Origin of the sequence: Bacillus sp. PPSBB_2 (assembly GCF_045291115.1) — a bacterium.
GTDB lineage: Bacteria > Bacillota > Bacilli > Bacillales > Bacillaceae_G > Bacillus_A > Bacillus_A cereus.
This window is the reverse complement of record NZ_CP147983.1, coordinates 4,654,873-4,678,982: the sequence shown is the minus strand read 5'-3', so window position 1 is coordinate 4,678,982 and position 24,110 is coordinate 4,654,873. Positions and strand designations below refer to the sequence as shown.

Below are 24,110 nucleotides of genomic sequence, written 5' to 3'. Positions count from 1 at the left end.
CTCAATGAATTATGGTAACATCTTTATGTTATAGTTTATAGCACCTAAACGGCTATATGCTACAACCGCACAAGACAGGTTCCCTAAAGGCATTTATGTCTACCTCGTTTTTGGCGAGTCTTAGTAATTAAGAGGAGGTGCAAGTATGTACGCAATTATCGAAACAGGTGGAAAACAAATTAAAGTTGAAGCTGGTCAAGCAATCTACATTGAAAAATTAGATGTTGAAGCTGGTGAAACTGTTACTTTTGACAAAGTTCTTTTCGTTGGTGGCGAAAACGTTAAAGTTGGTAGCCCAGTTGTAGAAGGTGCAACAGTTACTGCGAAAGTTGAAAAACAAGGTCGCGCTAAGAAAATTATCGTTTTCAAATACAAAGCGAAAAAGAACAATCGTAAGAAACAAGGTCATCGTCAACCTTACACTAAGCTAGTTGTTGAAGCTATCAACGCTTAATTCTGGTTAACATGATTAAAATTACGATAAGTCGCACGAAATTAGGAAGTATCCAATCATTTAAAATGACTGGACATGCCGATTATGCGCCACATGGACAAGACCTTGTCTGTGCTGGAACTACAGCGGTTGTGTTTGGTTCTATAAATGCAGTGGAAGAACTTTGTAATGTGCAAGCAACTATTGAACTCGGAAGTGATGGCGGATTCTTAACGTATGAATTGCCTAATGATTTAGACGTTCATGCAGCAGAAAAAGCACAAACCCTTTTAGAAGGATTAGTTGTTTCGCTTAAGACGATCGAACTTGATTACGGAAAGTATATCCGTTTAATAGAAAAAGTGCAGGAGGTGTAACGTATGTTAAGATTAGATCTTCAGTTTTTCGCATCTAAGAAAGGTGTAGGTAGTACAAAGAACGGTCGTGACTCTCAGTCAAAACGTCTTGGTGCTAAACGCGCAGATGGTCAAACGGTTTCAGGTGGTTCAATTCTTTACCGTCAACGCGGTACAAAAATTTATCCAGGTGTTAACGTTGGTCGTGGTGGCGATGACACTTTATACGCGAAAGTTGACGGCGTAGTACGCTTTGAGCGTCTTGGCCGTGACCGCAAACAAGTGAGCGTATATCCTGTTGCTCAAGAAGCATAAGAACTCACGGAAAACTCTAACCTGAGTGCAGGTTAGAGTTTTTCTATATTAAGGGGTATCTAAATGAATGAAAAATGGACAATTATAGATGCATTGCGCCATTCAAGACATGATTGGCTCAATCGTATGCAGATGGTGAAAGGAAACCTTTCACTTGGAAAAGTGGAAGAAATTCATAGTCTCATCGATCGTTTTGTCCAAGAAGCGAGACAAGAATCCAATCTGATGGGGCTATCAATGCCTTTATTTTCAGAGTGGATTTTAACATATAATTGGAAACAGCAGCCGTGCTTATTGGAGTACGAAGTATTAGGGAAATTACATAACTTATCTCACTTGGATGAGACTGTATGTACATGGACGAATCAATTTTTCTCAATGCTTCAGCATAGTTTAGACGTATATGTTGAAAATTATGTTTGTATCACAATTGAATGTGACGCGGAGAATGCTCGTTTCTTTTTTGATTTTCGTGGTAAGCTAACGAGTGTAGAAGAACTACAGAATTGGCTTGCGACCCAAAACAATAAATGGTATTCCATTTCTTATACAGTGCGAGACGAAGAAGTCTCAGTTATATTACAACCAATTGAAAAAAGTGTGGTGAAATAATGTTTGTAGATCAGGTCAAGATATATGTAAAAGGCGGCGACGGTGGTAACGGTATGGTTGCGTATCGTCGTGAGAAGTATGTTCCTAAAGGTGGCCCAGCAGGTGGCGACGGCGGTAAAGGTGCAGATGTTGTTTTCGTAGTTGAGGAAGGCTTACGTACATTAATGGACTTCCGCTACCAACGTCATTTCAAAGCTGATCGCGGTCAGCACGGAATGAGTAAAGGTCAGCACGGACGTAAATCTGAAGATTTACTTGTAAAGGTTCCGCCAGGAACAGTAGTAAAAGATGAAAAAACTGGTCAAATTCTTGCCGATTTAGTAACGCATGGACAAACTGCTGTAATTGCAAAAGGTGGCCGTGGTGGCCGTGGTAACTCACGTTTCGCAACAGCTACGAACCCAGCGCCAGAAATCGCTGAGAACGGGGAACCAGGTCAAGAGCGTGATGTCATTCTAGAACTTAAAGTACTAGCAGACGTTGGACTTGTTGGATTCCCAAGTGTAGGTAAATCTACATTATTATCTGTTGTATCATCAGCGCGTCCGAAAATTGCAGAGTATCACTTCACAACAATCGTTCCGAATCTTGGTGTTGTTGAAACTGGTGATAACCGCAGCTTCGTTATGGCTGACCTTCCAGGACTAATTGAAGGCGCACATGCTGGCGTTGGACTTGGACACCAATTCTTACGTCATATTGAGCGTACACGTGTAATCGTGCATGTTATTGATATGTCTGGTTTAGAAGGCCGTGATCCATATGAAGATTACGTAACGATTAATAATGAATTGAAAGAATACAATCTTCGCTTAACTGAGCGTCCACAAGTTGTTGTTGCAAACAAAATGGATATGCCAGATGCAGAAGAAAACTTACAAGCATTTAAAGAGAAAGTGGGAGACGAAGTAAAAATCTTCCCAATCTCAGCTGTAACAAGACAAGGTGTTCGTGACTTACTGTTTGAAGTAGCAAACTTAATAGAAACAACACCAGAATTCCCAATACATGAAGTTGCGGATGAGTCTGATACAAGTGTAATGTACAAATTTGATACTGAAGGTGTTAAATTTGAAATTACACGTGAAAGTGATGGCACGTTTGTTATCTCTGGTTACGATATCGAGAAAACATTCAAGATGACAGACTTCTCACGTGATGAATCTATACGTCGTTTCGCTCGTCAAATGCGCGGAATGGGTATTGATGAAGCGCTTCGTGCACGTGGTGCAAAAGACGGAGATATTGTAAAAATTCTTGAATATGAATTTGAATTTATCGATTAAGACTGCCGAAATACGGCAGTCTTTTTTTATATCGTAAAAATCGGATTTATATAGGAAAAAATCCCCACTAATTAAATTTTCAATTTATAATGGAAAAAGGAGTAAATGTAGAAGAATTCTTTTATGGGGAGAAAAAGAACATGTATAAAATATTAATTGTAGAAGACGATGAGAAAATTGCGGGAATATTAGAGGAGCATTTAGAAAGGTATGGCTATCAATCATTTAGAGCAAGTGATTTACGTCATATAAAAGATGAGTTTGTAAAAATAAATCCTCATCTTGTGTTACTTGATATTAATTTACCGTACTTTGATGGTTTTTATTGGTGTCGTCAAATTCGTACTGTATCGAATGCGCCGATTATTTTTGTTTCTGCAAGAACAGGGGAAATGGATCAAGTAATGGCGATTGAAAATGGCGGCGATGATTATATTACGAAGCCATTCCATTTAGATATCGTAATGGCAAAGGTGAAGAGTGCGCTTCGCCGTGGCTATGGAGAGTATGCCTCTGCTGCTGAGAGTGATTGTTTAGGTGTAAATGGACTGTTGTTATTCCCGTCTCAGCATATTGTTGAGTGGCAAGGACAACAAACTGAACTGACAAAAAATGAGTTTTACTTATTAGAGTGTTTAATGAAACAGGTGAATCAATATGTAACGCGCGAAGAACTGTTAGAAGCTCTATGGGATGAAGTAGCATTTGTGGATGATAATACATTAACCGTAAATGTAAAACGTGTAAGGAAGAAACTAGAGGAGTTAGGCATTAAAAATGCAATTGTAACGAAACGTGGATATGGTTATGCGCTTCTTACGGAGTGGGGCGAAGGGCATGAAGGTTAAAAATTACCTCATGGACCGCTTTTCTTTAATTCTTTCTTATATTGTTAGCCTTTGTTTATTTGGGCTCGTTTTACAGTTGCAAAGTCTTTTAGAAAAGCGATCCATTGATTGGAGTACGTGGTTATATGGACTTTTATTAGGAACAGTTGTGTTTACTGTATACCTCATTTACGATTACCGAAAACGAAGTGTGTTTTTAAAGAGGATCGAAAAGTATGTTACTGGTGGAAATACATTACATGACTCTTTACTTATTGATGAATCTTATACATCAGAGCAAGAAATGGTCGTTGAATCTTTTACGTTATTAAGACAGCAATATATGAATGAAGTTCATAAACAGCATGCGAAAGAGCAACAGCAAATGATATTTATGAACCAATGGATTCACCAAATGAAAACACCAGTATCTGTTATTGAATTATTGCTGCAAAAGTTTGGCAAAGAGCATCGTGAGGCAAGAGCAACAGTTGAAAGTATTCGTGAAGAAAATAATCGTATACTAAATGGTTTAGATTTAGCGTTACATATGGCAAGACTAGAGCAGTTTGCGAAAGATTATAAGGTAGAAGTAGTAAATGTTATAGATGTCGTGCGAGGTATTATTAATGAAAATCGGAAATCCTTCATTCAATCGTCTGTATTTCCGAAAGTGATGTTTGAAGAAGATACTTGTATGGTTGCCTCTGATAGAAAATGGCTAAGTATTGCTATAGGTCAAATCGTTGTAAATGCAATTAAGTATACGAAAATTTCAGAAGCAGAGAAAAAGGAAATTCAATTTCAAATTGAAGAGAAAGACCAAAAGGTGTTATTACATATTAAGGACAATGGAATCGGTATTCCAGAGCAAGATGTAAAGCGCATATTTGATCCATTCTTTACGGGGGTAAATGGCCGTAAAACGAGAGAAGCGACTGGAATGGGTTTATATATTACGAAGGAAATTTGCGATAATTTACATCATGGAATGTATGTCCAATCGGCTGAAGGAGAAGGGACAACATTCACGTTCCAATTTGCAAAAGATGAAGAATATCATACATTGATGAGAAAAATGACAAAACTGTAAGATAACAAAACGTTTTGTAAGGGAAATCACTCGTTTCTTTTTCTTATTTTTCTTATAGTAAATGTAAGAAGAAAACACGTAGGGGGATTAGAAATGATTGTTCTTGAAGTAAAAGGATTAACGAAGGTGTACCAATCAAAAGGTTCAGTAGCGACGACTGCTTTAAATGATATAAATTTTAAAATAGAAGAAGGCGAATTTGTAGGGATTATGGGTCCTTCAGGAAGCGGGAAAACGACGCTTTTAAATTTATTAGCAACAATTGATAAGCAAACTTCAGGTCATGTGCTTGTAAATGGTGAAGAAATTAATCAAATGCGTGCTGCAAAATTAGCGGAGTTTCGCCGTACACATTTAGGATTCATCTTCCAAGATTTTAATTTACTTGATACGTTATCCATTAAAGAAAATATTATTTTACCACTTGTAATGGCGAAGAAATCTGTAAATGAAATCGATGCGAAAGTACTGGAAATTGCGAAGTTTTTAAACATCGAAGAAATTTTAAATAAAAAAGTATACGAAGTATCTGGGGGACAACAACAACGTGCAGCAGCAGCGAGAGCAATCATTCATGAACCGACGTTAATTTTAGCAGATGAGCCAACTGGAAACTTAGACTCGAAGTCAGCGAAATCGCTAATGGGCGCTCTGCAAGATTTACACGAGCAAAAGAAAGTAACGATTGCAATGGTTACGCACGATCCAGTAGCGGCTAGTTATTGTGAACGTATCCTTTTCATACGCGATGGGGAAATTTTCTCGGAAATACATAAAGGAAGAACGAAACAAGCCTTTTTCCAAGAAATTCTGGACGTACTTGCGATGCTAGGAGGAGAATATCATGAACTTTCGCCAGCTCGCGCTTAATAACGTAAAAGGAAATTGGCGTAACTATAAAGCGTTTCTTATTAGCAGTTGTTTATCGATTGTCGTATTTTTCATGTATGCTTCTTTTATTTATCATCCAGATGTCGTAAGCGGTAATATTAGTATGAGAAAGATGATCACAAAAGGATTAGAATCGATGAATTATATTGTGGTCATCTTCTCGGCACTCTTTATTTTATATGCAAATTCAACGTTTTTACGAGCAAGAAAAAAAGAGTTTGGTCTACTAACATTAATAGGCGGAACGAAATCGCAGCTCGGCCGAATGATTATATTAGAGCAACTGATGTTAGGTAGTATTGCAATTGTAATTGGTGTTGGGATTGGAATGCTTTGTTCAAAATTATTTTTCCAAGCGTTAAGCGTATTATTGAAAATAGATAAGACACTTCCACTCGTATGGAATAGTAAAGCGGTTTTGATTACAGCAGGCGTATACTTTATCCTATTTTTAATCCTATCATTGTTTAGTGTTTGGACAGTAGGACGCTTGCAAATTATTGATTTATTAAGAGAAGCTAGAAAGCAAAAAGTAGAGCCGTTTGCATTTACATGGTTATGTGTAGTTGGTATAGGATGTATTATTGCTGCATATGTACTTAGCTTCCAAGTAACGTTTCTGAATTTCCTCATCCTCTTTTTACCGGTGGTAGGACTGACAATTGGCGGAACGTATTTATTATTTACACAAGGTAGTACAGTTGTATTAAAAGCATTACAAAAAAGAAAGCAATCTTTCTATACGTATCCAAATATGTTTGTTCTTAGCAATCTTATTTATAAAATGAAAGATAATGCTCGTTTTCTATTTGTAATTTCTATTATTACGGCGGTAGTATCTTCAGCAGTAGGTACACTGTACGTATATTTTGAAAATATGAGTGCGAAAACGGTAGAACTTACACCACATGCTATTTCATATGAGGAAAAGGGGTTAAATACGCATAATCTTATTAATGAAGAAAAGGTACAGGAGCTTGTGAAGAGACACGGGTTTGAAGATGCGCGAAAAGTAACCTACGTTAAACTACCGGCAACACAGAAAATAACGTTGTTTAATAGTGAACATGAAGTACCGATGACGATTATTTCAGAAAAAGAATATAATGCAGAAGTGCGCAAACAAAAGGGAGAGCAACCTACAGAAGTTCATAATGCACCAGGTAGTGCAACGATGGTTATGGTTGATATGTCAAATGAACTGATGAAGATAGATCGTACGAAACCGTATGAATTTACAATTAACGGGCAAAAGCAGTCTGTTCAATTAAATAATCCAACGCAGTATTCTGTTTTTAATGATAGTGAATATCTTATTGTAAATGATCAAGATTTTGAGAAATATGAAAAACTCGTACCAGATGAAGAAAAGACGAAATATTACGGTTATTATATCGAGGATTGGAAAAATACAGAAAATCTTGTATTAGATTTGAAAAATGAAATTGCACCAGAAAAGCAAGGAGAATTGAGAAATTCAGTGTTTGCGTATAAGGATATAAGAGAAGGTGGAGCAATTACAATGTTCATCGGTTTCTTCGTAGCGGTACTGTTCTTCTTCTTCGCTTGTAGTATGACATACTTTAAATGGTTTAACGATAAAGAACAAGATCGTATTCAATTTAAATCGTTAAAGAGAATCGGTATGACAGATAAAGAAATTCGCAAAATTGCGATTCGACAAATGGGAGTTATCTTCTTTATCCCAATTTTAATCGGTTCCATTCATAGTGGAGTTGCTCTTCATACGTTAGGGAAAATGCTTTATATTGATTTATGGAAATCAGGTGCGCTTGTAATTGGAGCATACATTTTAGCTTCTGCCATTTACTTTATGATCGCGCAAAGAGGATATTTAAAACACGTAAAAAGCTAGGGGAACCTCTAGCTTTTTGCCTATGTAGTAAGTTACAGGAGGACGATAGATGAACATTTGGCAACTAGCGCTGCAAAATATAAAAGGGAATTGGCGTAATTATAAAGTGTTTTTCTTAAGTAGTTGTTTTGCAATATTTGCTTCTTACGCATATATGTCTGTCATTGTGCATCCGTATATGCAAGAGACGGTGTGGTATCAAAACGTACGTTGGGGACTTATCATATGTAATGTTATAATCATTTCTTTTTTCGTCATATTTATTTTGTACTCTACTTCTATTTTCATAGAAGCACGTAAGAAAGAATTAGGGTTATATATGTTAATGGGAGCAACGAAATCTAACGTAATAGGAATGATTATGACCGAACAAATTTTAATCGGGGTCTTCGCGAATATTTTCGGTATTGTGCTCGGTATGATATTTTTAAAACTCTTTTTTATGGTATTTAGTATGTTACTGGGGCTTCCGAAAGAACTCCCTGTCATATTTGACGTAAGGGCGATTGGTGTAACATTTATTACATATATGGTTGTTTTTATTTTGTTATCTTTTATAAGTGCTTTACGTATATGGAATATAAAAATCATTCGGTTATTGAAAGAATTTCGAACAGATAAAAAAGAGAAGAAAACATCAAAGTGGCTTTGTTTATTCGGTTTTGCTTGTTTAGTGGGCGGGTATGCGTTGGCGCTACAAGTGACGATGACTACGATAGCAATATACTTTTTCCCTGTGTCTATACTTGTCTTTTTTGGAACGTACTTTTCTTTTACACATGGAGCTACCCAAGTGTTAGAAATGATAAAGCGAAATAAAAAGATTATGTATACATATCCGTATTTATTTATAGTGAATCAATTGTCACATCGAATGAAGGAAAATGGTCGCTTTTTCTTTCTGATGTCTATGGCAACGACGTTTGTAGTTACAGCAACAGGTACGGTGTTCTTATATTTTTCTAGCATGCAAGATATGTGGCGAACTGGAGGGGTACACTCGTTTTCGTACATAGAAAAAGGTATTTCTACTTATGAAGTCTTTGAGGAAGGTGCGGTTGAAAAATTACTGCATCAATATGAGTATGATGATTTTCAATATATGAGTTTTGCTGGAGTTTATGCATCCTTTCAGTCTAATAAGGGAGAAACAACAATAGTACCGCTTATAAAAGAAAGTGAATATAACCAAGAAGCAAGGAAACAAAAACAGAAAACGTATCGTCCTAAAAAAGGTACAGTGACACTCGTTTATTATAATAAATACAATAATTCGAATGTGTATAATCAAAAAGAGATTCAATTGCAAGTAATGAATCAACCATATCAATTCGTATTTAACGGTCAAAAAGAAGGGGTTCAATTTAACCATCACCCTTCGTACATTAATGGTCTGTTCTTCGTTATGAATGATGAAGATTTTGACAGTATAGCAAATCAGGTTCCTGATTCTGAAAAAATGATATATAGAGGCTACACATTATCAAATATAGAAAATACGAAGAAATTAAATGAAGATTTACGGAGACATATAAAACAAGATAATAATAATGCATTTCGAAGCAATATGGAGTTGTATGTAAATATGAAAGAAGGCGGCGATATTACTCTATTTGTAGGCTCATTTATTAGTATATTATTCTTTCTCACTTCATGTAGTATCGTGTATTTTAAATGGTTCCATAATATTGCATCGGACCGAAAGCAGTATGGTGCACTCTCTAAACTTGGAATGACGAAGGAAGAAGTATGGAAAATTTCTCGTTGGCAATTATGTATGCTATTTTTTGCGCCAATTATAGTAGGGAGTATGCATAGTGCAGTTGCATTATATACGTTTCATAATACGCTTTTTATGGATGGATCATTAAGAAAAGTAGGTTTGTTCATTCTGTTTTATATCGCAGCATGTATCATTTATTTCTTCTTCGCTCAAAGAGAGTATAAGAAACATTTAGACTAGCGAATGCTAGTCTTTTTTAAATATTCGAAATTTACATAGAAGAATATAAAAAAGTATGGTATAACAGTAAGAAAACGAAAAAGAGGGGAAAAGACGATGATTCGAGTAGGATATTTAGGACCAGAAGCAACATTTACAAATATGGCGGTGAGTCGTTTTTTTCCGGAAGCAGAGCATGTACCGTATCGAACGATTCCAGATTGTATAGATGCAGCTGCAAATGAAAATGTAGACTTCGCAGTTGTACCGTTAGAAAATGCAATAGAAGGTTCAGTGAATATAACGGTTGATTACCTTGTACATGAGCAGCCGCTTTCCATTGTAGGAGAAATTACAGTACCAATTCAGCAGCATTTACTTGTACATCCGCAGTATGCAGAAGTGTGGGATGAAGTATATGCAGTGCATTCTCATCCGCATGCCATTGCACAGTGCCATAAATTTTTAAATGAAGAATTAAAAGGAGTAACTGTTCGAGATATGACATCTACAAGTGCTGCTGCACAATATGTGAAAGAACATCCTGAAGAGAAAATTGCCGCTATTGCAAATGAAGCGGCTGCAGAAAAATACGGATTAACAATTGTGAGACGTAGTATTCATACGCATAAAAATAATCACACACGTTTCTTAGTACTCCATAAGAAAAAGAAAGCAGTACTCCCGAATAATGGAGAGAACCGCGGAGAGAAAACGACGCTTATGATAACGTTACCTGCAGATTATGCAGGTGCCCTATATCAAGTGTTATCAGCTTTCGCATGGAGAAAATTAAACTTATCAAAAATCGAATCGCGTCCGATGAAAACAGGTCTTGGAAATTACTTTTTCTTAATCGATGTCGATAAAGCATACGATGACGTATTATTGCCAGGCGTAACGATGGAACTTGAAGCACTCGGTTTTTCTGTTACTGTGCTGGGGAGTTATTCTTCTTATTGGTTGTAAGATGTAGATGGAATGTTGGTATTTGTCTAATCGTCAATATCATTTCATTGCCTAATATATTTTTTAATAGATTAATAAAATCCCACCTGCAGAAGGTGGGATTCTTTATCCCGCTATTTGCCGGGCAGTAAGAGCCCCACCTCAAAATTCAGCGAAAGTGAAGAAGTTATGAGGGGATCGGGCTGATAATCAGTGGGGAATGAACAAAACCCCCACTGATTAAAGTTTCACTTTATTTCAACTTCGCAAGACGATCTTCTAATTGACCACGCCAAATATCAGCTAGTTCTGGAACAGCAAGAATCTTCTCGATGCCATCTTTATCTTTTCTATTATGAAAATAAATTTCGTTAGAGAATAAAACAGAAACATTGCTTGATGGACGTTCTAGTAATGTAATTTTTGAATCTTTACGTACAGTACCTTCTTGAAGAACGCGGCATAGGTAGCCAGTAAATCCAGTTGCTACAATACGCGGCAGTATGCCAGGGATGCCAAGGCGTTTTGAAATTGTGCTACAAGGTACGCGCGCTTGTGTCACTTGAATAATCGCTTCACCTAATTTGTATGTATCTCCGATGCAAACATCATGCTCTAACATATTTGTTACGGTAATGTTTTCGCCAAATGCGGAAGCTGGAAGTGTTGTTTGAAATTCTTTTTCCCATAGTGCGTAATGCTCGTGTGAGTACACACAAACTGCGCGATCAGGTCCACCGTGGTGTTTTAAATCTGCTACATCATCACCAAGGAAGCCATCTTTTGATAGGAAAGCTTCTTCGGTAAGTTCTTTACATATACCGGTAATCATTTCTTTATCTTCGCTATATTTCATTTGTTTCGGTTTCCCAATGCTAAAGTGAACGAGTTCAATTCCCATATTTGATCTCCTTTACGATTGATTACAATATTATAGCATTAAAAAAGCACAGAGAATGATAAAAACTCTGTGCTTTACATTAATAAACGAGAAATCCTGCTTTATCTAAAGCTTCGCAAGCAGCATCTAACTTCTCTTTAGAATCTGCTTCAATTGTATGTAAGTGAATACCATCTGTTAGTTGCGATAGATAGGAAGCGTTTGTGTTTTCGATTTTTTGTAAATATTGCTCTACATCAAAGCGATTGCTTACCATAATGGATGCTGTTAAGTCACCGTATACAGGATGCTCAACTTTTACGTCTTTAATCGTAACGCCGTGGTCAACAAGCATTGTAAGTTCTTGACGTACTTCTGCTGGTTTGTGCTGGCATACGATTACGCGTTCAAAAGTTTGTTGTTTCTCTTGTGGCTTTAAATATAAATAGCCTTGAGCAGTTGCAATAATTGGTTCGTTTCGTGCTTTAAGCAAGGAAATATCTTGCACGATAACTTGTCTACTTACGTTCGTCTTTTTCGATAGTTCATTCCCCGATAACGGTTCATTTGCAGCAAGAAGCCACTGGAGGATAAGCTGTCGTCTTTCTTCACCTAAAATCTTTTTTTGTTCATTTTGTTTCATTATGATTTAACACCTCTATAAAATTGATTTCCAATTGTGTGTAGTGCATGAATAGTAGTATCAATTTGATCTTTCGTTGTTTGTTGTCCGAAAGAGAAGCGGACATATTGTTTTGCCTCTTCATACGTTTTTCCAATTGCAAGCATAGTTTTCGAAGGTTCTTGTTTACCGACTTGGCAAGCACTTCCGGTGGAAATGGCGATACCATGGCGATTACATTCTAGCATAGTATATTGACCTTCTATTCCTTTTATTGTAACCCCAACAATATGTGGTAAACAAGAAGTAGAATGACCTTCTACTTCAATTTCTAGCGGAAGTGTTTGTATTTGCTCTAAAAAGTAGGATCGTAACTCTTTAAAACGTAAACTTTCTTCCCATTGAGTTTTTAATATATTTTCAGCAGCTGTTAAAAAAGATGCGATGCCGGGAACGTTCACTGTACCTGGGCGAAATCCTTTTTCGTGAGAAGTTCCTGGAAATACTTGTTCCCAGCGAGTTTGCGGATTTATGTAGCAAGCGCCGACACCTTTTGGTCCGTATATTTTATGTGCTGAAACAGAAAGACTATCAATCCCCATCTCAAAAACATGGATAGGCAGTTTACCAAACGTTTGCACACAATCCGTATGAAATAAAACATTATATTTTTTTAAAAGTGCCCCGATTTCTGTAATGTTTTGAACGGTTCCGATTTCAGAGTTTCCATGCTGTATACTTGCTAGCACAGTATCTTCCGTAATAGCTGCCTCTAAATCTACTAAACAAATGAGTCCATTTTTATCAACAGGAATTTCAGTGATCGTATAGCCTTTTGATTTTAGGGATTGAAAATAACTTCGAATGGATGCATGTTCCATAGGTGTCGTAATAATATGCTTCTTATTTCGGGCATTTAGAAGTGATTGGATTGCAAGATAGTTCGATTCCGATCCACCACTTGTGAAAAATATTCCTTGTTCTTTTCCTCCAATCATTTCCGCAAATGTTTTTCGGCAAACTTGTAATAAAGAAGAAGCCGTTCCTCCAATATCATGTAAACTTTGTTCATTTCCGAAGTATTGCGATGCTGCTTTCATATATGTTTGTAACGCTTCCTCGCTCATAGGTGTAGTAGCTGCATAGTCAAGATATATCATCATGTAAGTTCCTCTCTCTAGTAAGAGTTACATTTCTTTTACTTTTTAAATGGTAGTGAAAATAAGAATTATAAAAAAACTCTTGTCATTATTTTAAAACTATGTAAATATAGGTGTCAAGACAGTTGAAAAGTGTAAAGTAGGAGGCAACAATTATGCCAAGCGCAGATGTCTTAATTATTGGAAGTGGCGTTGCGGCACTTCGTGTTGCAAAAGAGATTTGTCACGAAAAGAATGTGATTATTATCACAAAGGAGACGAAACGTAATAATAATACACATTTAGCTCAAGGTGGAATTGCCGCAGCGGTAGCTACATACGACAATCCTAATGATCATTTTGAAGATACGCTAGTAGCAGGGTGTCATTATAACAATGAAGAAGTGGTCCGTTATTTAGTCGAGGAAGGACCGAAAGAAATTAATAACCTTATTGAAAATGGAATGAAATTTGATGGAGATGAAACAGGTCCTCATCTTGGAAAAGAAGGAGCGCATCGAAAACGTCGTATTTTACATGCAGGTGGCGATGCAACAGGAAAGAATTTATTAGAGCATCTTATTCAAGAAGTAGCTCCATACGTTACGGTAGTGGAACAGGAAATGGTGCTCGATTTTATTATAGAAAAAGATAAATGTGTTGGGGCTTTAACTCGCAACAATAAAGGAGAATTGAAACGTTACAATGCAGATTATACGGTGTTAGCTTCAGGCGGTATTGGCGGTTTATACGCCTTTACTTCTAATGATGAGACGATTACAGGCGATGGACTTGCAATGGTGTACCGTGCAGGCGGAGAGCTTGTAGATTTAGAGTTTATACAATTTCATCCGACGATGTTATACGCGGGTGGGCGTTGTTCTGGTCTTGTGTCCGAAGCTGTTCGCGGAGAAGGAGCTGTCCTTATAAATGGAAAAGGGCAGCGTTTTATGATGGATATACATTCCGAACAGGATTTAGCGCCTCGTGATGTAGTCGCAAGGGCTATTCATGAACAGCTACTTGCGGGTGAAAAAGTGTACTTAAACATCGAAATGATTCAAAACTTTGAACAACGCTTTCCGACCGTGTCATCGATATGTAAAACAAATGGAGTCGATATAAATAAAAAACGTATTCCAGTCGTGCCTGGTACTCATTTTCACATGGGCGGCGTGAAAACGAACTGTGATGGAGAGACGTCTATTCCGAACTTATACGCAGTCGGTGAAGTAGCTTGTAACGGGGTTCATGGTGCAAATAGATTAGCGAGTAATTCATTATTAGAAGGTCTTGTGTTTGGAAAAAGAATCGGACGACACATTTTATCTAGAGAGACAAAAGAAAAGGTGAACATGCTAGCCGAAAAGGAAGCAAAGTTTATCGTTCTGAATCATTTACCGACGAAAGAAGAAATACAAAAATGCATGATGAAATATGTTGGGATTGTGCGAACAGAGCAAAGTTTATCTTATGCGAAGAGATGGCTTAGTAAGTATGGTGTTCGAAATATGATATTACAACATGATGTTCTTACGAATGAAGAGATAACGCTTATTAATATGTTAACGGTTTGTGAGCTTATAGTTGTGTCAGCCTTGCAAAGAGAAGAAAGTATTGGCGGGCATTACCGGAGTGATTATCCAGATAGAAATATAGGAAAGAAAGAGATTGTTCGAGTAAAGAGAAAACGACAACTTGTGTGATGAGGGGAAGAGGGGCTTTATGAACACGATAAAAGTTAAAGAAGCATTAAATCGATTTTTTTTAGAAGATATAGGGGAAAGAGATGTAACATCTCAGCTTATTTTTCCAGATAACTTGCTTTCGAAAGGAACGTTTCTTGCGAAGGATACAGGGGTCTTTGCAGGACGTTTAGTAATTGAATCAGGATTTAAATTAATTGATGAGAGAATTGAAGTAGAGCTTCATAAAAAAGATGGGGACCTTGTAGAAAAAGGCGAAATCATTGCAACTGTGCAAGGTCCAATTGCATCGTTATTAACAGCAGAGCGCGTTATATTAAATGTTATTCAGCGTATGAGCGGAATAGCGACGATGACGCGTAAAGCGGTTCTTGCTTTAGATAGCAGTCATACTCGCATTTGTGATACGCGAAAAACGATGCCAGGACTACGTATGTTTGATAAGCATGCAGTCGTGTGCGGCGGTGGATTTAATCATCGCTTCGGTTTATATGATGGTGTCATGATTAAAGACAATCATATTGCGTTTGCTGGTTCTATTACAAAAGCTGTTACATCAGTGAAAGAGAAGTTAGGACATATGGTGAAAGTAGAAGTAGAAACAGAAACTGAGGAACAGGTGAGAGAGGCTGTCGCTGCTGGTGCTGATATTATTATGTTCGATAATCGTACGCCAGATGAAATCCGGGAGTTTTCAAAAATTGTACCAAGCGCTATCGTTACAGAAGCTTCAGGGGGCATCACAATTGAAGATTTACCGAAATACGGAAAAACAGGGGTAGATTATATTTCACTTGGAGCGTTAACACATTCAGTGAAAGCACTTGATATTAGTTTCAATATTGAAGGATAAGGAAAGTGGCTTAGAGGGGAGAAACGTATATGAGTATTTTAGAACAAGTACAGCCAATTGAAACGATGTTACCAGAGCGTTATTACACGATGTCAACGGAAGATATGGAAAAGCGTGTTCGTGAAATTAAAGAGAAAATGGGGAAAATGTTATTCATTCCAGGGCATCATTATCAAAAAGATGAAGTGGTACAATTTTCAGATGCAGCAGGGGATTCACTTCAGCTTGCGCAAGTTGCAGCGAGCAATAAAGACGCAAAATATATTGTGTTTTGCGGGGTGCACTTTATGGCGGAAACAGCAGATATGTTAACGACAGATGATCAAGTTGTCATCTTACCAGATATGCGTGCAGGTTGTTCGATGGCGGATATGGCAGATATTGAACAAACAGAAAGAGCATGGAAAGAGCTCACGAAATTATTTGGAGATACGATGATTCCGTTAACATATGTGAACTCTACAGCTGCAATTAAAGCGTTTTGTGGTCGTAACGGAGGAGCAACAGTAACATCTTCTAATGCAAAGCAAATGGTATCTTGGGCGTTTACTCAAAAAGAACGTCTTGTCTTTTTACCAGACCAACATTTAGGGAGAAATACAGCGTACGATTTAGGTATCCCGTTAGATAAAATGGCAGTATGGGACCCACACACAGATTCATTAGAGTACGATGGGGATATAGAAGAAATTCAAGTGATTTTATGGAAAGGGCATTGTTCTGTTCATCAAAATTTTACAGTGAAGAACATTGAGAGCGTACGAAAAAATCATCCTGATATGAATATTATTGTACATCCAGAATGTTGCTATGAAGTTGTAGCTGCTTCAGATTATGCAGGCTCAACGAAATATATTATTGATATGATTGAATCAGCGCCATCTGGTAGCAAATGGGCGATTGGTACAGAAATGAATTTAGTGAACCGAATTATTCAGCAACATCCAGATAAAGAAATTGTTTCACTTAATCCATTTATGTGTCCGTGCTTAACGATGAACCGAATTGATCTGCCTCACTTATTATGGGCACTTGAAACGATAGAAAGAGGAGAAGAAATTAACGTTATTAGCGTAGATAAACAAGTAACGACAGAAGCGGTTTTTGCATTAAATCGTATGTTAGAGCGTGTGTAAAGCAACGGTATTCTCGTTGCTTTTTTTCATACATATAATCATAACGGGAACGAAATGGGCATACATTGTTTTGAAGAAATCATTGTGGTTCTTTATGCTTATTCCGCTTCGAATGATATTGAAAATCGAAGAAGTGATAAAAGTGAAAAGAAGTTAATGTTATTTAGAAAGAGTTACTTCATGAGATTTGTTACTTATAGATAAGTTATACAGGAGGGGGAAAATTTGAAAATTCATATCGTGCAAAAAGGGGATACCCTTTGGAAAATTGCGAAAAAGTACGGAGTGGATTTTGACACGTTGAAAAAAACAAATACACAACTTAGTAATCCAGATTTAATTATGCCAGGTATGAAAATTAAAGTGCCATCCAAGAGTGTTCACATGAAACAACAGGCTGGAGCAGGTTCAGCGCCTCCAAAGCAATACGTAAAAGAAGTGCAGCAAAAAGAATTTGCAGCAACACCAACTCCGCTTGGAATAGAAGATGAAGAAGAAGTTACGTATCAATCAGCACCAATTACACAGCAGCCAGCTATGCAACAAACACAAAAAGAAGTGCAAGTAAAACCGCAGAAGGAGATGCAGGTAAAGCCGCAAAAAGAAGTACAGGTGAAACCACAGAAGGAGATGCAGGTAAAGCCACAAAAAGAAGTACAGGTGAAACCGCAAAAAGAGGTGCAAAAAGAACAGCCAATTCAAAAAGAAAAACCAGTTGAAAAACCGTCTGTTATTCAAAAACCACCTGTGATAGAAAAACAAAAACCGGCGGAAAAAGAAAACACGAAGTTTTCGGTAAATGTATTACCGCAGCCGCCACAACCACCAATAAAACCGAAAAAAGAATATAAAATTTCAGATGTAATAAAAAAAGGAAGCGAGTTAATTGCTCCTCAAATTAGTAAAATGAAACCTAACAATATCATTTCTCCGCAAACGAAAAAAAACAATATAGTATCGCCGCAAGTGAAGAAAGAAAATGTAGGGAATATAGTGTCGCCGCAAGTGAAGAAAGAAAATGTAGGGAATATAATATCGCCACAAGTGAAGAAAGAAAATGTAGGAAATATAGTGTCACTGCAAGTGAAAAAAGAAAATGTAGGGAATATAGTGTCACCGCAAGTGAAAAAAGAAAATGTAGGGAATATAGTGTCACCACAAGTGAAGAAAGAAAACGTAGGGAATATAGTATCGCCAAATGTATCGAAAGAAAATGTAGTTATTCCACAAGTCATACCGCCAAATATTCAAATGCCAATCATGGATAACAACCAGCCACCGAATATAATGCCAATCATGGATAACAATCAAATGCCGAATATAATGCCAATTATGGATAACAATCAAATGCCGAATATAATGCCAATTATGGATAACAATCAAATGCCGAATATGATGCCAATTATGGATAACAATCAAATGCCGAATATGATGCCAATTATGGATAATAATCAAATGCCGAATATGATGCCGATTATGGATAACAACCAACCGCCGAATATAATGCCAATTATGGATAACAACCAAATGCCGAATATAATGCCAATTATGGATAACAATCAAATGCCGAATATGATGCCAATTATGGATAACAATCAACCACCCAATATGATGCCGTATCAACAGCCCATGATGCCGCCGAATCCGTATTATCAACAACAAAATCCATATCAAATGCCATATCAGCAAGGAGCGCCGTTTGGACCGCAATATACGTCTATGCCAAATCCGAATATGATGCCAATGGATAATAATAATATGCCGCCGCTTGTGCAGGGTGAGGAAGATTGTGGATGCGGAGGAGAAAGTAGACTATATAGTCCACAACCAGGCGGTCCGCAATATGCGAATCCTTTATATTATCAACCAACTCAGTCTGCATATGCACCACAGCCAGGAACGATGTATTATCAACCAGATCCACCAAATGTATTTGGAGAGCCCGTTTCAGAAGAAGAGGACGAAGAAGAAGTTTAAAAAGGCGGGAGTATTCCCGCCTTTTTTACATTCCTGTTAATTAAGAAAATGAAGTTTTTTTATGAAGTGCTAGAAAATTCCTAGTGAAATATTAACAGTGTAAAAACCTTCTCTGTTACTCATCATAAGAGGGAGCTTTTCAGTAGAGAAGCTCATTCTAACAGAGGGGGTTTTTGTATTGAATACGAAAGTAAAAGTGATTGCTGCTTCTTTGTTAGTTACTAGTGCATTAGCTGCATGTGGTACACCAAAAAACAATGCAATGGATGGACGTAACTACAATTACGAGCGTACATCTTATAATGATACACACCAGTATCGTGATAATGTGACGCGTAATGATCGTTATACAGATTATGTAACATATAGAAATGGTCGTAACGATACAGGATACAATTATTATCGAGATGTAAATTACAATGGACAAATTGCTAATCCGCATCCAACTCGTAATATTACAATGAACAATTCATACATTAACAATGATGGTAAAACAGCTGAAAGAATAACAAATCGTGTGAAACGTATGAATAACGTAGACCGTGTGTCTACAGTTGTATATGGAAACGATGTAGCGATTGCGGTAAAACCACGTAACACAGTGACAAATGAAACGGCGATGGCTAACGAAATTCGTCAAGCTGTTGCAAATGAAGTTGGAAACAGAAACGTATATGTTTCTGTAAGAAATGATATGTTTACTCGTGTCGATGCAATGAGTACGCGTCTACGTAACGGTACAGTTACAAACGATTTTAATCGTGACATAGTGAATATGTTCCGAGACATTCGTTACGGTTTAACTGGTACAGTGCGATAACAAAACAAAAGAGGAAGGGTGAGCCCTTCCTCTTTATTCATCGTTGTCTTGTAAACGACGTTTTTTAATAAAATAACTAACGGAGTAAGAAACTAAAAAGCATATGAAAAGAATACTACCTGTTAAAATAGCTTCAAACAGTGGTCTTTCTGGACTGAAAATAATATAAATAATAGCCATAACGATTCCTACAATAAGGGAGCGGAAGACAAGTTTGTAATAAGGAGTTAACTGTATTTCCTTTTCGCCTTCTTCTACATCGATTGAAACACTTAACTGTAAATAAGCAAGTAAAATACTTGTAAACATAAATAATAGCCACAATGGAGATTTCGTAATTTGATCAATGCCTTCAGTGAATCCGATATAGCCTAAAATTCCAACTACGCCAATGTATTGAAAAAGAAAGACAATACGTATGTTTTTTAACATTTGAAGAATGAGGCGTTCATCCTTTATTTTTTTCATAATATTCATCCCCTGCTTATTATGATTTCGCTGTCACATTAATTGTAACATATATATTGCAATTATCAATTTATAATTTACATAAAATAATTTGGATGAAAGAGGAAATAAAATATTTTTATAAACATGTTGCACTTATACTTTATTAATGTTATATTAGCAAAGCGATGAGCTAATTTACGTAAGACGAGAGATATGCTTAAGTGCTAAACACGCGAATGTGGTCGCCTGGTCTCTCGCCGTAAACGCATCAAGACGCCTGCTTTGCAGGCGTCTTTCATTTTATATAAAAGTAAATGATACATACAGATGAGGTAAATCCTAATCTGTATTTTTTTATTTTTCGAAAGAAATGTAATGTGGATAAAACCCCCATTTCCGGAAAAACTACTAATGAAAGTATGATCTTGCCTAAAAGAGGTGAACGGAAATGAAATGGATACTGATTGCGATGCAAGCTTTCGTTATGATGTTTTGTTTCGTTTATGGAACGAATGTGAAGGCGGAAGGGCCAGTACCAGAAGTAACGAAAAAAGAACCTGAGGTTACAATTTTATTAGAGCGTATGTATGTTGATGGCGAAGTAAGCGAAGAAATACTTACAGAAAAAGTGACGGATTTAGAAAAGTTTTTACAGCAGTATAAAGAATGGCAGCTCGTTGATCGTGATGATGTACAAATTGTATTGCAAAAGAAAGTTGATGATATTTCTCCGTTATTGAAAACGAGCGGGTATTTTGGTGTTTCAGAGGAAGGGATATTACAAATTTTCAAAGGTGTACCGAAAAGTGATAATGCGATCCATTCTTTCTTTCAAATTGATATGAAAAAGCTTGAGAGCTATGAACGTGCGAAATTGAAACGTGGCATTCGTATTAAATCAAAAGAAGGTTTTGTGAAGACGATTGAAAAAATGAAGCAATACGCAGTTCAAAGTAAGAAAAAAAGCAGCTCATGGTGAGCTGCTTTTTTTCTTATTTGTTTTTAGCTAAAATTTCTTTTGCGATTTCATCAATTAGCATATCTTTTCCGATTGGATTGAATGCTTTCGTATTGAAGACTTCATTTGATACTTCATATACGTGATTATTTTTAACTGCTTTATTGTCTTTCCAAACGGCACTGTTTTTGTAGTCTTCGTAAACTTTATCAGCTTCGCCGCCGAAGTTTACAATAAACATTTGGTCAGGCTGGAATGCAACTAGACCTTCTAGTGATACTTGCGCCATCGTTTGTTTTAAATCCGTACCTTTTGTTGCTGGAAGTTTTAAGTCATTAAAGATGATGTCACCGTATCCGAAGCTACCGTATACACGGAAGTTTTGTGGTGTAACTGCAACGAACATAAAGTTCTCATCTTTTGTTTTCTCTTTAATTTTTTTAGATAAAGAGTCTGCTTTCTTATCGTAGTCTGCAATCCATTTGTCTGCTTTCTTCTCTTCGTCAAATAGCTTACCTACTTCTTTAAACTTACCACGCCAGTCTTCTAAGTTTGTTTCTAGAACAACTGTAGGTGCAACCTTTTCTAGTTGATCATAAATTTTTAATTGACGGTTGTTTAAAATAATTAAGTCTGGTTTTAAAGCAGTAACAGCTTCTAAATCAACTTTAGGTGCCCAGTACCAACCTACTGCTTTTACTCCATCTAACTTGTCTGTTAAGTGATTTTGGATTTTATCTTTATATGTATTTGCTGTACCAACAGGTTTGTGTCCAAGAAGTAATAGTTCTTCTGTTGATCCAGATAAGTCAACAATTCTCTTTGGATTTACTGGAATTGTAGCTTCACCTTTAGCATGTTTTACAACTTTTGTTTTCGGTTGTTCTTTTGCCTTCGATTCTTCTTTTTGAGAAGAACAGCCAACGATAGAAAGAACAACGAGCATAATAGTAAATAAAATAAATAGCTTACGTTTCATCCTGATGTAACCCCTTTAATTAGTATTGATAATCATTATCGACTTCTGTATATTAAGGTGCTTTAACCTTTCTGTCAATGGAAAATAACAGAAGTTTCAAGTGGAGAACATTTGTTGGGGTAGTCTCGCTTTTCTATCATTAAATATGTTAAAATGGAATACATGATTTAAGAGGGAGAGATCGTATTTTGTTTGAATATGTTACAGGTTACGTGGAGTATGTAGGGCCGGAATATGTCGTAATTGATCATAATGGAATTGGTTATCAAATTTTCACACCGAATCCGTATGTATTTCAAAGAAGTAAGCAAGAAATCCGTGTCTATACATATCATTATGTAAGAGAAGATATTATGGCACTTTACGGGTTTAAAACACGTGAAGAGCGTTTATTATTTACAAAGTTGTTAGGCGTGTCTGGCATTGGGCCAAAAGGAGCTCTTGCAATTTTAGCTTCTGGTCAAACAGGACAGGTCGTTCAAGCGATTGAGCATGAAGATGAGAAGTTTTTAGTGAAATTCCCAGGCGTCGGAAAGAAAACAGCACGCCAAATGATTTTAGATTTAAAAGGAAAACTAGCAGATGTCGTACCAGATGCATTTGTTGATTTATTCTCAGACACAGAACGTTTTGATGAGAAGAAAGGTTCATCAGCTGAGCTTGATGAGGCACTGGAAGCTCTGCGCGCACTTGGATACGCAGAACGCGAAGTTTCTCGTGTTGTACCAGAGTTATTAAAAGAATCATTAACGACGGATCAGTATATTAAAAAGGCACTTAGTCTTTTACTAAATGGTAAGAGGTGAGTATAATGGACGAACGTCTCCTTTCAGGGGAATCTGCATATGAAGATGCGGATTTAGAATATTCATTACGGCCACAGACGCTCCGTCAGTATATTGGCCAAGATAAAGCAAAACATAATTTAGAAGTATTTATTGAAGCGGCGAAAATGCGTGAAGAAACGTTAGATCACGTGCTTTTATATGGACCACCAGGTCTTGGTAAAACGACGCTTGCGAATATTATTGCCAATGAGATGGGCGTTAATGTTAGAACAACTTCAGGTCCCGCAATTGAAAGACCAGGAGATTTAGCTGCTGTATTAACAGCGCTTCAGCCAGGGGATGTATTATTTATTGATGAAATTCATCGTTTGCATAGATCAATTGAAGAAGTATTGTATCCTGCGATGGAAGACTTTTGCCTTGATATTGTAATTGGAAAAGGGCCTTCAGCACGTTCTGTACGCCTAGATTTACCGCCATTTACATTAGTTGGAGCAACAACACGTGCTGGAGCATTATCGGCACCGCTTCGTGACCGCTTCGGTGTACTTTCAAGGTTAGAGTACTACACAGTAGATCAGCTTTCTGCGATTGTTGAACGTACAGCAGAAGTATTTGAAGTTGAAATCGATTCGTTAGCTGCATTAGAAATTGCAAGACGTGCTCGTGGTACACCTCGTATTGCGAATCGTCTTTTAAGACGTGTACGTGATTTCGCGCAAGTTCGTGGTAACGGAACGGTTACGATGGAAATTACACAAATGGCATTAGAGCTACTGCAAGTAGATAAATTAGGTCTAGATCATATTGATCATAAATTACTGCTTGGTATTATTGAGAAATTCCGTGGCGGTCCAGTTGGATTAGAAACGGTTTCAGCAACAATTGGAGAAGAATCTCATACGATTGAAGATGTGTATGAGCCGTATTTATTACAAATTGGTTTTTTACAACGAACGCCAAGGGGCCGAATTGTAACGCCGCTTGCGTATGAACATTTCGGAATGGAGATACCAAAAGTATGACGGAGATGCCAAAGCTGCTTATTACAGCCGGGATCTTACTCATCGTTGTTGGATTAGCTTGGAAGTTCATTGGAAGGCTTCCAGGCGATATTTTTGTGAAAAAAGGAAACGTTACCTTTTATTTTCCTATCATTACATGTATTGTGTTAAGTATTGTATTATCTTTTATTATGTATATAATAAATCGATTTAAATAAG

Annotated in this window: 24 protein-coding genes, 1 pseudogene and 1 other annotated feature; of the genes and pseudogenes, 20 read left to right on the top strand and 5 right to left on the bottom strand. The window is 37.0% G+C overall.

Features of this window, described 5'->3' with window-relative positions; all coding sequences use genetic code 11:
* Nucleotides 1-53 precede the first annotated feature (53 nt).
* Nucleotides 54-131, top strand: a sequence feature (ribosomal protein L21 leader region).
* Nucleotides 132-145: 14 nt separating this feature from the next.
* From rplU to pheA, 11 genes are all read left to right on the top strand, one after another.
* Nucleotides 146-454: a 50S ribosomal protein L21 gene (rplU, locus tag V6946_RS23605; RefSeq protein ID WP_000270907.1), complete on the top strand. Its 309-nt coding sequence runs from the start codon at nucleotides 146-148 to the stop codon at nucleotides 452-454.
* 11 nt (nucleotides 455-465) lie between these two features.
* Complete coding sequence (locus V6946_RS23600) at nucleotides 466-810, top strand: ribosomal-processing cysteine protease Prp (RefSeq protein ID WP_001973720.1); 345 nt, start codon at nucleotides 466-468, stop codon at nucleotides 808-810.
* A gap of 3 nt (nucleotides 811-813) precedes the next feature.
* Nucleotides 814-1,104: a 50S ribosomal protein L27 gene (rpmA, locus tag V6946_RS23595; RefSeq protein ID WP_000944957.1), complete on the top strand. Its 291-nt coding sequence runs from the start codon at nucleotides 814-816 to the stop codon at nucleotides 1,102-1,104.
* Between the two features lie 63 nt (nucleotides 1,105-1,167).
* Entirely contained in the window at nucleotides 1,168-1,716 is a 549-nt protein-coding gene (locus V6946_RS23590) for a sporulation initiation phosphotransferase B (protein WP_001003587.1), read from the top strand.
* A complete protein-coding gene (obgE, locus tag V6946_RS23585) occupies nucleotides 1,716-3,002 on the top strand; it encodes a GTPase ObgE (protein ID WP_000497127.1) in 1,287 nt (428 codons plus the stop codon). The genes V6946_RS23590 and obgE overlap by 1 nt, the downstream gene beginning before the upstream one ends.
* Before the next feature lie 140 nt (nucleotides 3,003-3,142).
* Complete coding sequence (locus V6946_RS23580) at nucleotides 3,143-3,850, top strand: response regulator transcription factor (RefSeq protein WP_002082113.1); 708 nt, start codon at nucleotides 3,143-3,145, stop codon at nucleotides 3,848-3,850.
* Complete coding sequence (locus tag V6946_RS23575; protein WP_033692864.1) at nucleotides 3,840-4,922, top strand: HAMP domain-containing histidine kinase; 1,083 nt, start codon at nucleotides 3,840-3,842, stop codon at nucleotides 4,920-4,922. Before V6946_RS23580 ends, V6946_RS23575 begins: the two co-directional genes overlap by 11 nt.
* 93 nt (nucleotides 4,923-5,015) lie before the next feature.
* Nucleotides 5,016-5,792 (top strand): ABC transporter ATP-binding protein, encoded by a 777-nt coding sequence (locus tag V6946_RS23570; protein ID WP_006927538.1) that lies wholly within the window; start codon nucleotides 5,016-5,018, stop codon nucleotides 5,790-5,792.
* A complete protein-coding gene (locus V6946_RS23565; RefSeq protein ID WP_001011415.1) occupies nucleotides 5,767-7,689 on the top strand; it encodes an ABC transporter permease in 1,923 nt (640 codons plus the stop codon). Before V6946_RS23570 ends, V6946_RS23565 begins: the two co-directional genes overlap by 26 nt.
* A 49-nt stretch (nucleotides 7,690-7,738) precedes the next feature.
* Nucleotides 7,739-9,652, top strand: a complete 1,914-nt coding sequence (locus V6946_RS23560) for an ABC transporter permease (protein ID WP_366981382.1) — start codon at nucleotides 7,739-7,741, stop codon at nucleotides 9,650-9,652.
* Nucleotides 9,653-9,748: 96 nt separating this feature from the next.
* On the top strand, nucleotides 9,749-10,600 hold the full coding sequence (gene pheA, locus V6946_RS23555; protein ID WP_000621701.1) for a prephenate dehydratase: 852 nt from the start codon (nucleotides 9,749-9,751) through the stop codon (nucleotides 10,598-10,600).
* A 232-nt stretch (nucleotides 10,601-10,832) separates the two neighbouring features.
* On the opposite strand, the gene V6946_RS23550 is transcribed toward pheA, so the two are convergent.
* From V6946_RS23550 to V6946_RS23540, 3 genes are all read right to left on the bottom strand, one after another.
* Entirely contained in the window at nucleotides 10,833-11,480 is a 648-nt protein-coding gene (locus tag V6946_RS23550) for an MOSC domain-containing protein (protein ID WP_000510698.1), read from the bottom strand.
* A 79-nt stretch (nucleotides 11,481-11,559) separates the two neighbouring features.
* Nucleotides 11,560-12,102 (bottom strand): transcription repressor NadR, encoded by a 543-nt coding sequence (locus V6946_RS23545; protein WP_000812275.1) that lies wholly within the window; start codon nucleotides 12,100-12,102, stop codon nucleotides 11,560-11,562.
* Nucleotides 12,102-13,244, bottom strand: a complete 1,143-nt coding sequence (locus tag V6946_RS23540; protein ID WP_000973766.1) for an IscS subfamily cysteine desulfurase — start codon at nucleotides 13,242-13,244, stop codon at nucleotides 12,102-12,104. The genes V6946_RS23545 and V6946_RS23540 overlap by 1 nt, the downstream gene beginning before the upstream one ends.
* 152 nt (nucleotides 13,245-13,396) lie before the next feature.
* On the opposite strand from V6946_RS23540, the gene nadB reads away from it, so the two are divergent.
* The 5 genes and pseudogenes from nadB (at nucleotide 13,397) to V6946_RS23515 (ending at nucleotide 19,712) form a co-directional block, all read left to right on the top strand.
* On the top strand, nucleotides 13,397-14,926 hold the full coding sequence (gene nadB / locus V6946_RS23535; protein ID WP_001138532.1) for an L-aspartate oxidase: 1,530 nt from the start codon (nucleotides 13,397-13,399) through the stop codon (nucleotides 14,924-14,926).
* A gap of 19 nt (nucleotides 14,927-14,945) precedes the next feature.
* Nucleotides 14,946-15,779, top strand: a complete 834-nt coding sequence (nadC, locus tag V6946_RS23530; protein WP_001092227.1) for a carboxylating nicotinate-nucleotide diphosphorylase — start codon at nucleotides 14,946-14,948, stop codon at nucleotides 15,777-15,779.
* Nucleotides 15,780-15,808: 29 nt separating this feature from the next.
* The gene (gene nadA / locus V6946_RS23525) at nucleotides 15,809-16,915 is read left to right on the top strand and encodes a quinolinate synthase NadA (protein WP_006927543.1); all 1,107 of its coding nucleotides are present in this window, start codon (nucleotides 15,809-15,811) and stop codon (nucleotides 16,913-16,915) included.
* Nucleotides 16,916-17,140: 225 nt separating this feature from the next.
* Nucleotides 17,141-17,297, top strand: a pseudogene (gene safA, locus V6946_RS23520) (SafA/ExsA family spore coat assembly protein); the annotation flags it as partial.
* Nucleotides 17,298-19,070: 1,773 nt separating this feature from the next.
* Nucleotides 19,071-19,712 (top strand): YhcN/YlaJ family sporulation lipoprotein, encoded by a 642-nt coding sequence (locus V6946_RS23515; RefSeq protein ID WP_001093542.1) that lies wholly within the window; start codon nucleotides 19,071-19,073, stop codon nucleotides 19,710-19,712.
* Nucleotides 19,713-19,745: 33 nt separating this feature from the next.
* On the opposite strand, the gene V6946_RS23510 is transcribed toward V6946_RS23515, so the two are convergent.
* Entirely contained in the window at nucleotides 19,746-20,180 is a 435-nt protein-coding gene (locus V6946_RS23510) for a hypothetical protein (protein ID WP_006926728.1), read from the bottom strand.
* Nucleotides 20,181-20,610: 430 nt separating this feature from the next.
* Here V6946_RS23510 and V6946_RS23505 point away from each other — a divergent pair, with 430 nt between their 5' ends.
* On the top strand, nucleotides 20,611-21,141 hold the full coding sequence (locus V6946_RS23505; RefSeq protein ID WP_000871192.1) for a BofC C-terminal domain-containing protein: 531 nt from the start codon (nucleotides 20,611-20,613) through the stop codon (nucleotides 21,139-21,141).
* Between the two features lie 13 nt (nucleotides 21,142-21,154).
* On the opposite strand, the gene V6946_RS23500 is transcribed toward V6946_RS23505, so the two are convergent.
* On the bottom strand, nucleotides 21,155-22,099 hold the full coding sequence (locus tag V6946_RS23500) for an iron-hydroxamate ABC transporter substrate-binding protein (RefSeq protein ID WP_000823606.1): 945 nt from the start codon (nucleotides 22,097-22,099) through the stop codon (nucleotides 21,155-21,157).
* Nucleotides 22,100-22,287: 188 nt separating this feature from the next.
* Between V6946_RS23500 and ruvA the strand changes: the two genes are divergently transcribed.
* Genes ruvA through V6946_RS23485 form a run of 3 tightly spaced genes read left to right on the top strand, consistent with a single transcriptional unit; the run spans nucleotide 22,288 to nucleotide 24,109 of the window.
* Nucleotides 22,288-22,905 carry a Holliday junction DNA helicase RuvA gene (gene ruvA, locus V6946_RS23495; protein WP_000464511.1) on the top strand — a complete coding sequence of 206 codons (618 nt, stop codon included), beginning with the start codon at nucleotides 22,288-22,290 and terminating at the stop codon, nucleotides 22,903-22,905.
* Between the two features lie 5 nt (nucleotides 22,906-22,910).
* Nucleotides 22,911-23,912 (top strand): Holliday junction branch migration DNA helicase RuvB, encoded by a 1,002-nt coding sequence (gene ruvB / locus V6946_RS23490; RefSeq protein WP_000344449.1) that lies wholly within the window; start codon nucleotides 22,911-22,913, stop codon nucleotides 23,910-23,912.
* A complete protein-coding gene (locus V6946_RS23485; protein WP_000138162.1) occupies nucleotides 23,909-24,109 on the top strand; it encodes a DUF2905 domain-containing protein in 201 nt (66 codons plus the stop codon). Before ruvB ends, V6946_RS23485 begins: the two co-directional genes overlap by 4 nt.
* Nucleotide 24,110 lies beyond the last annotated feature (1 nt).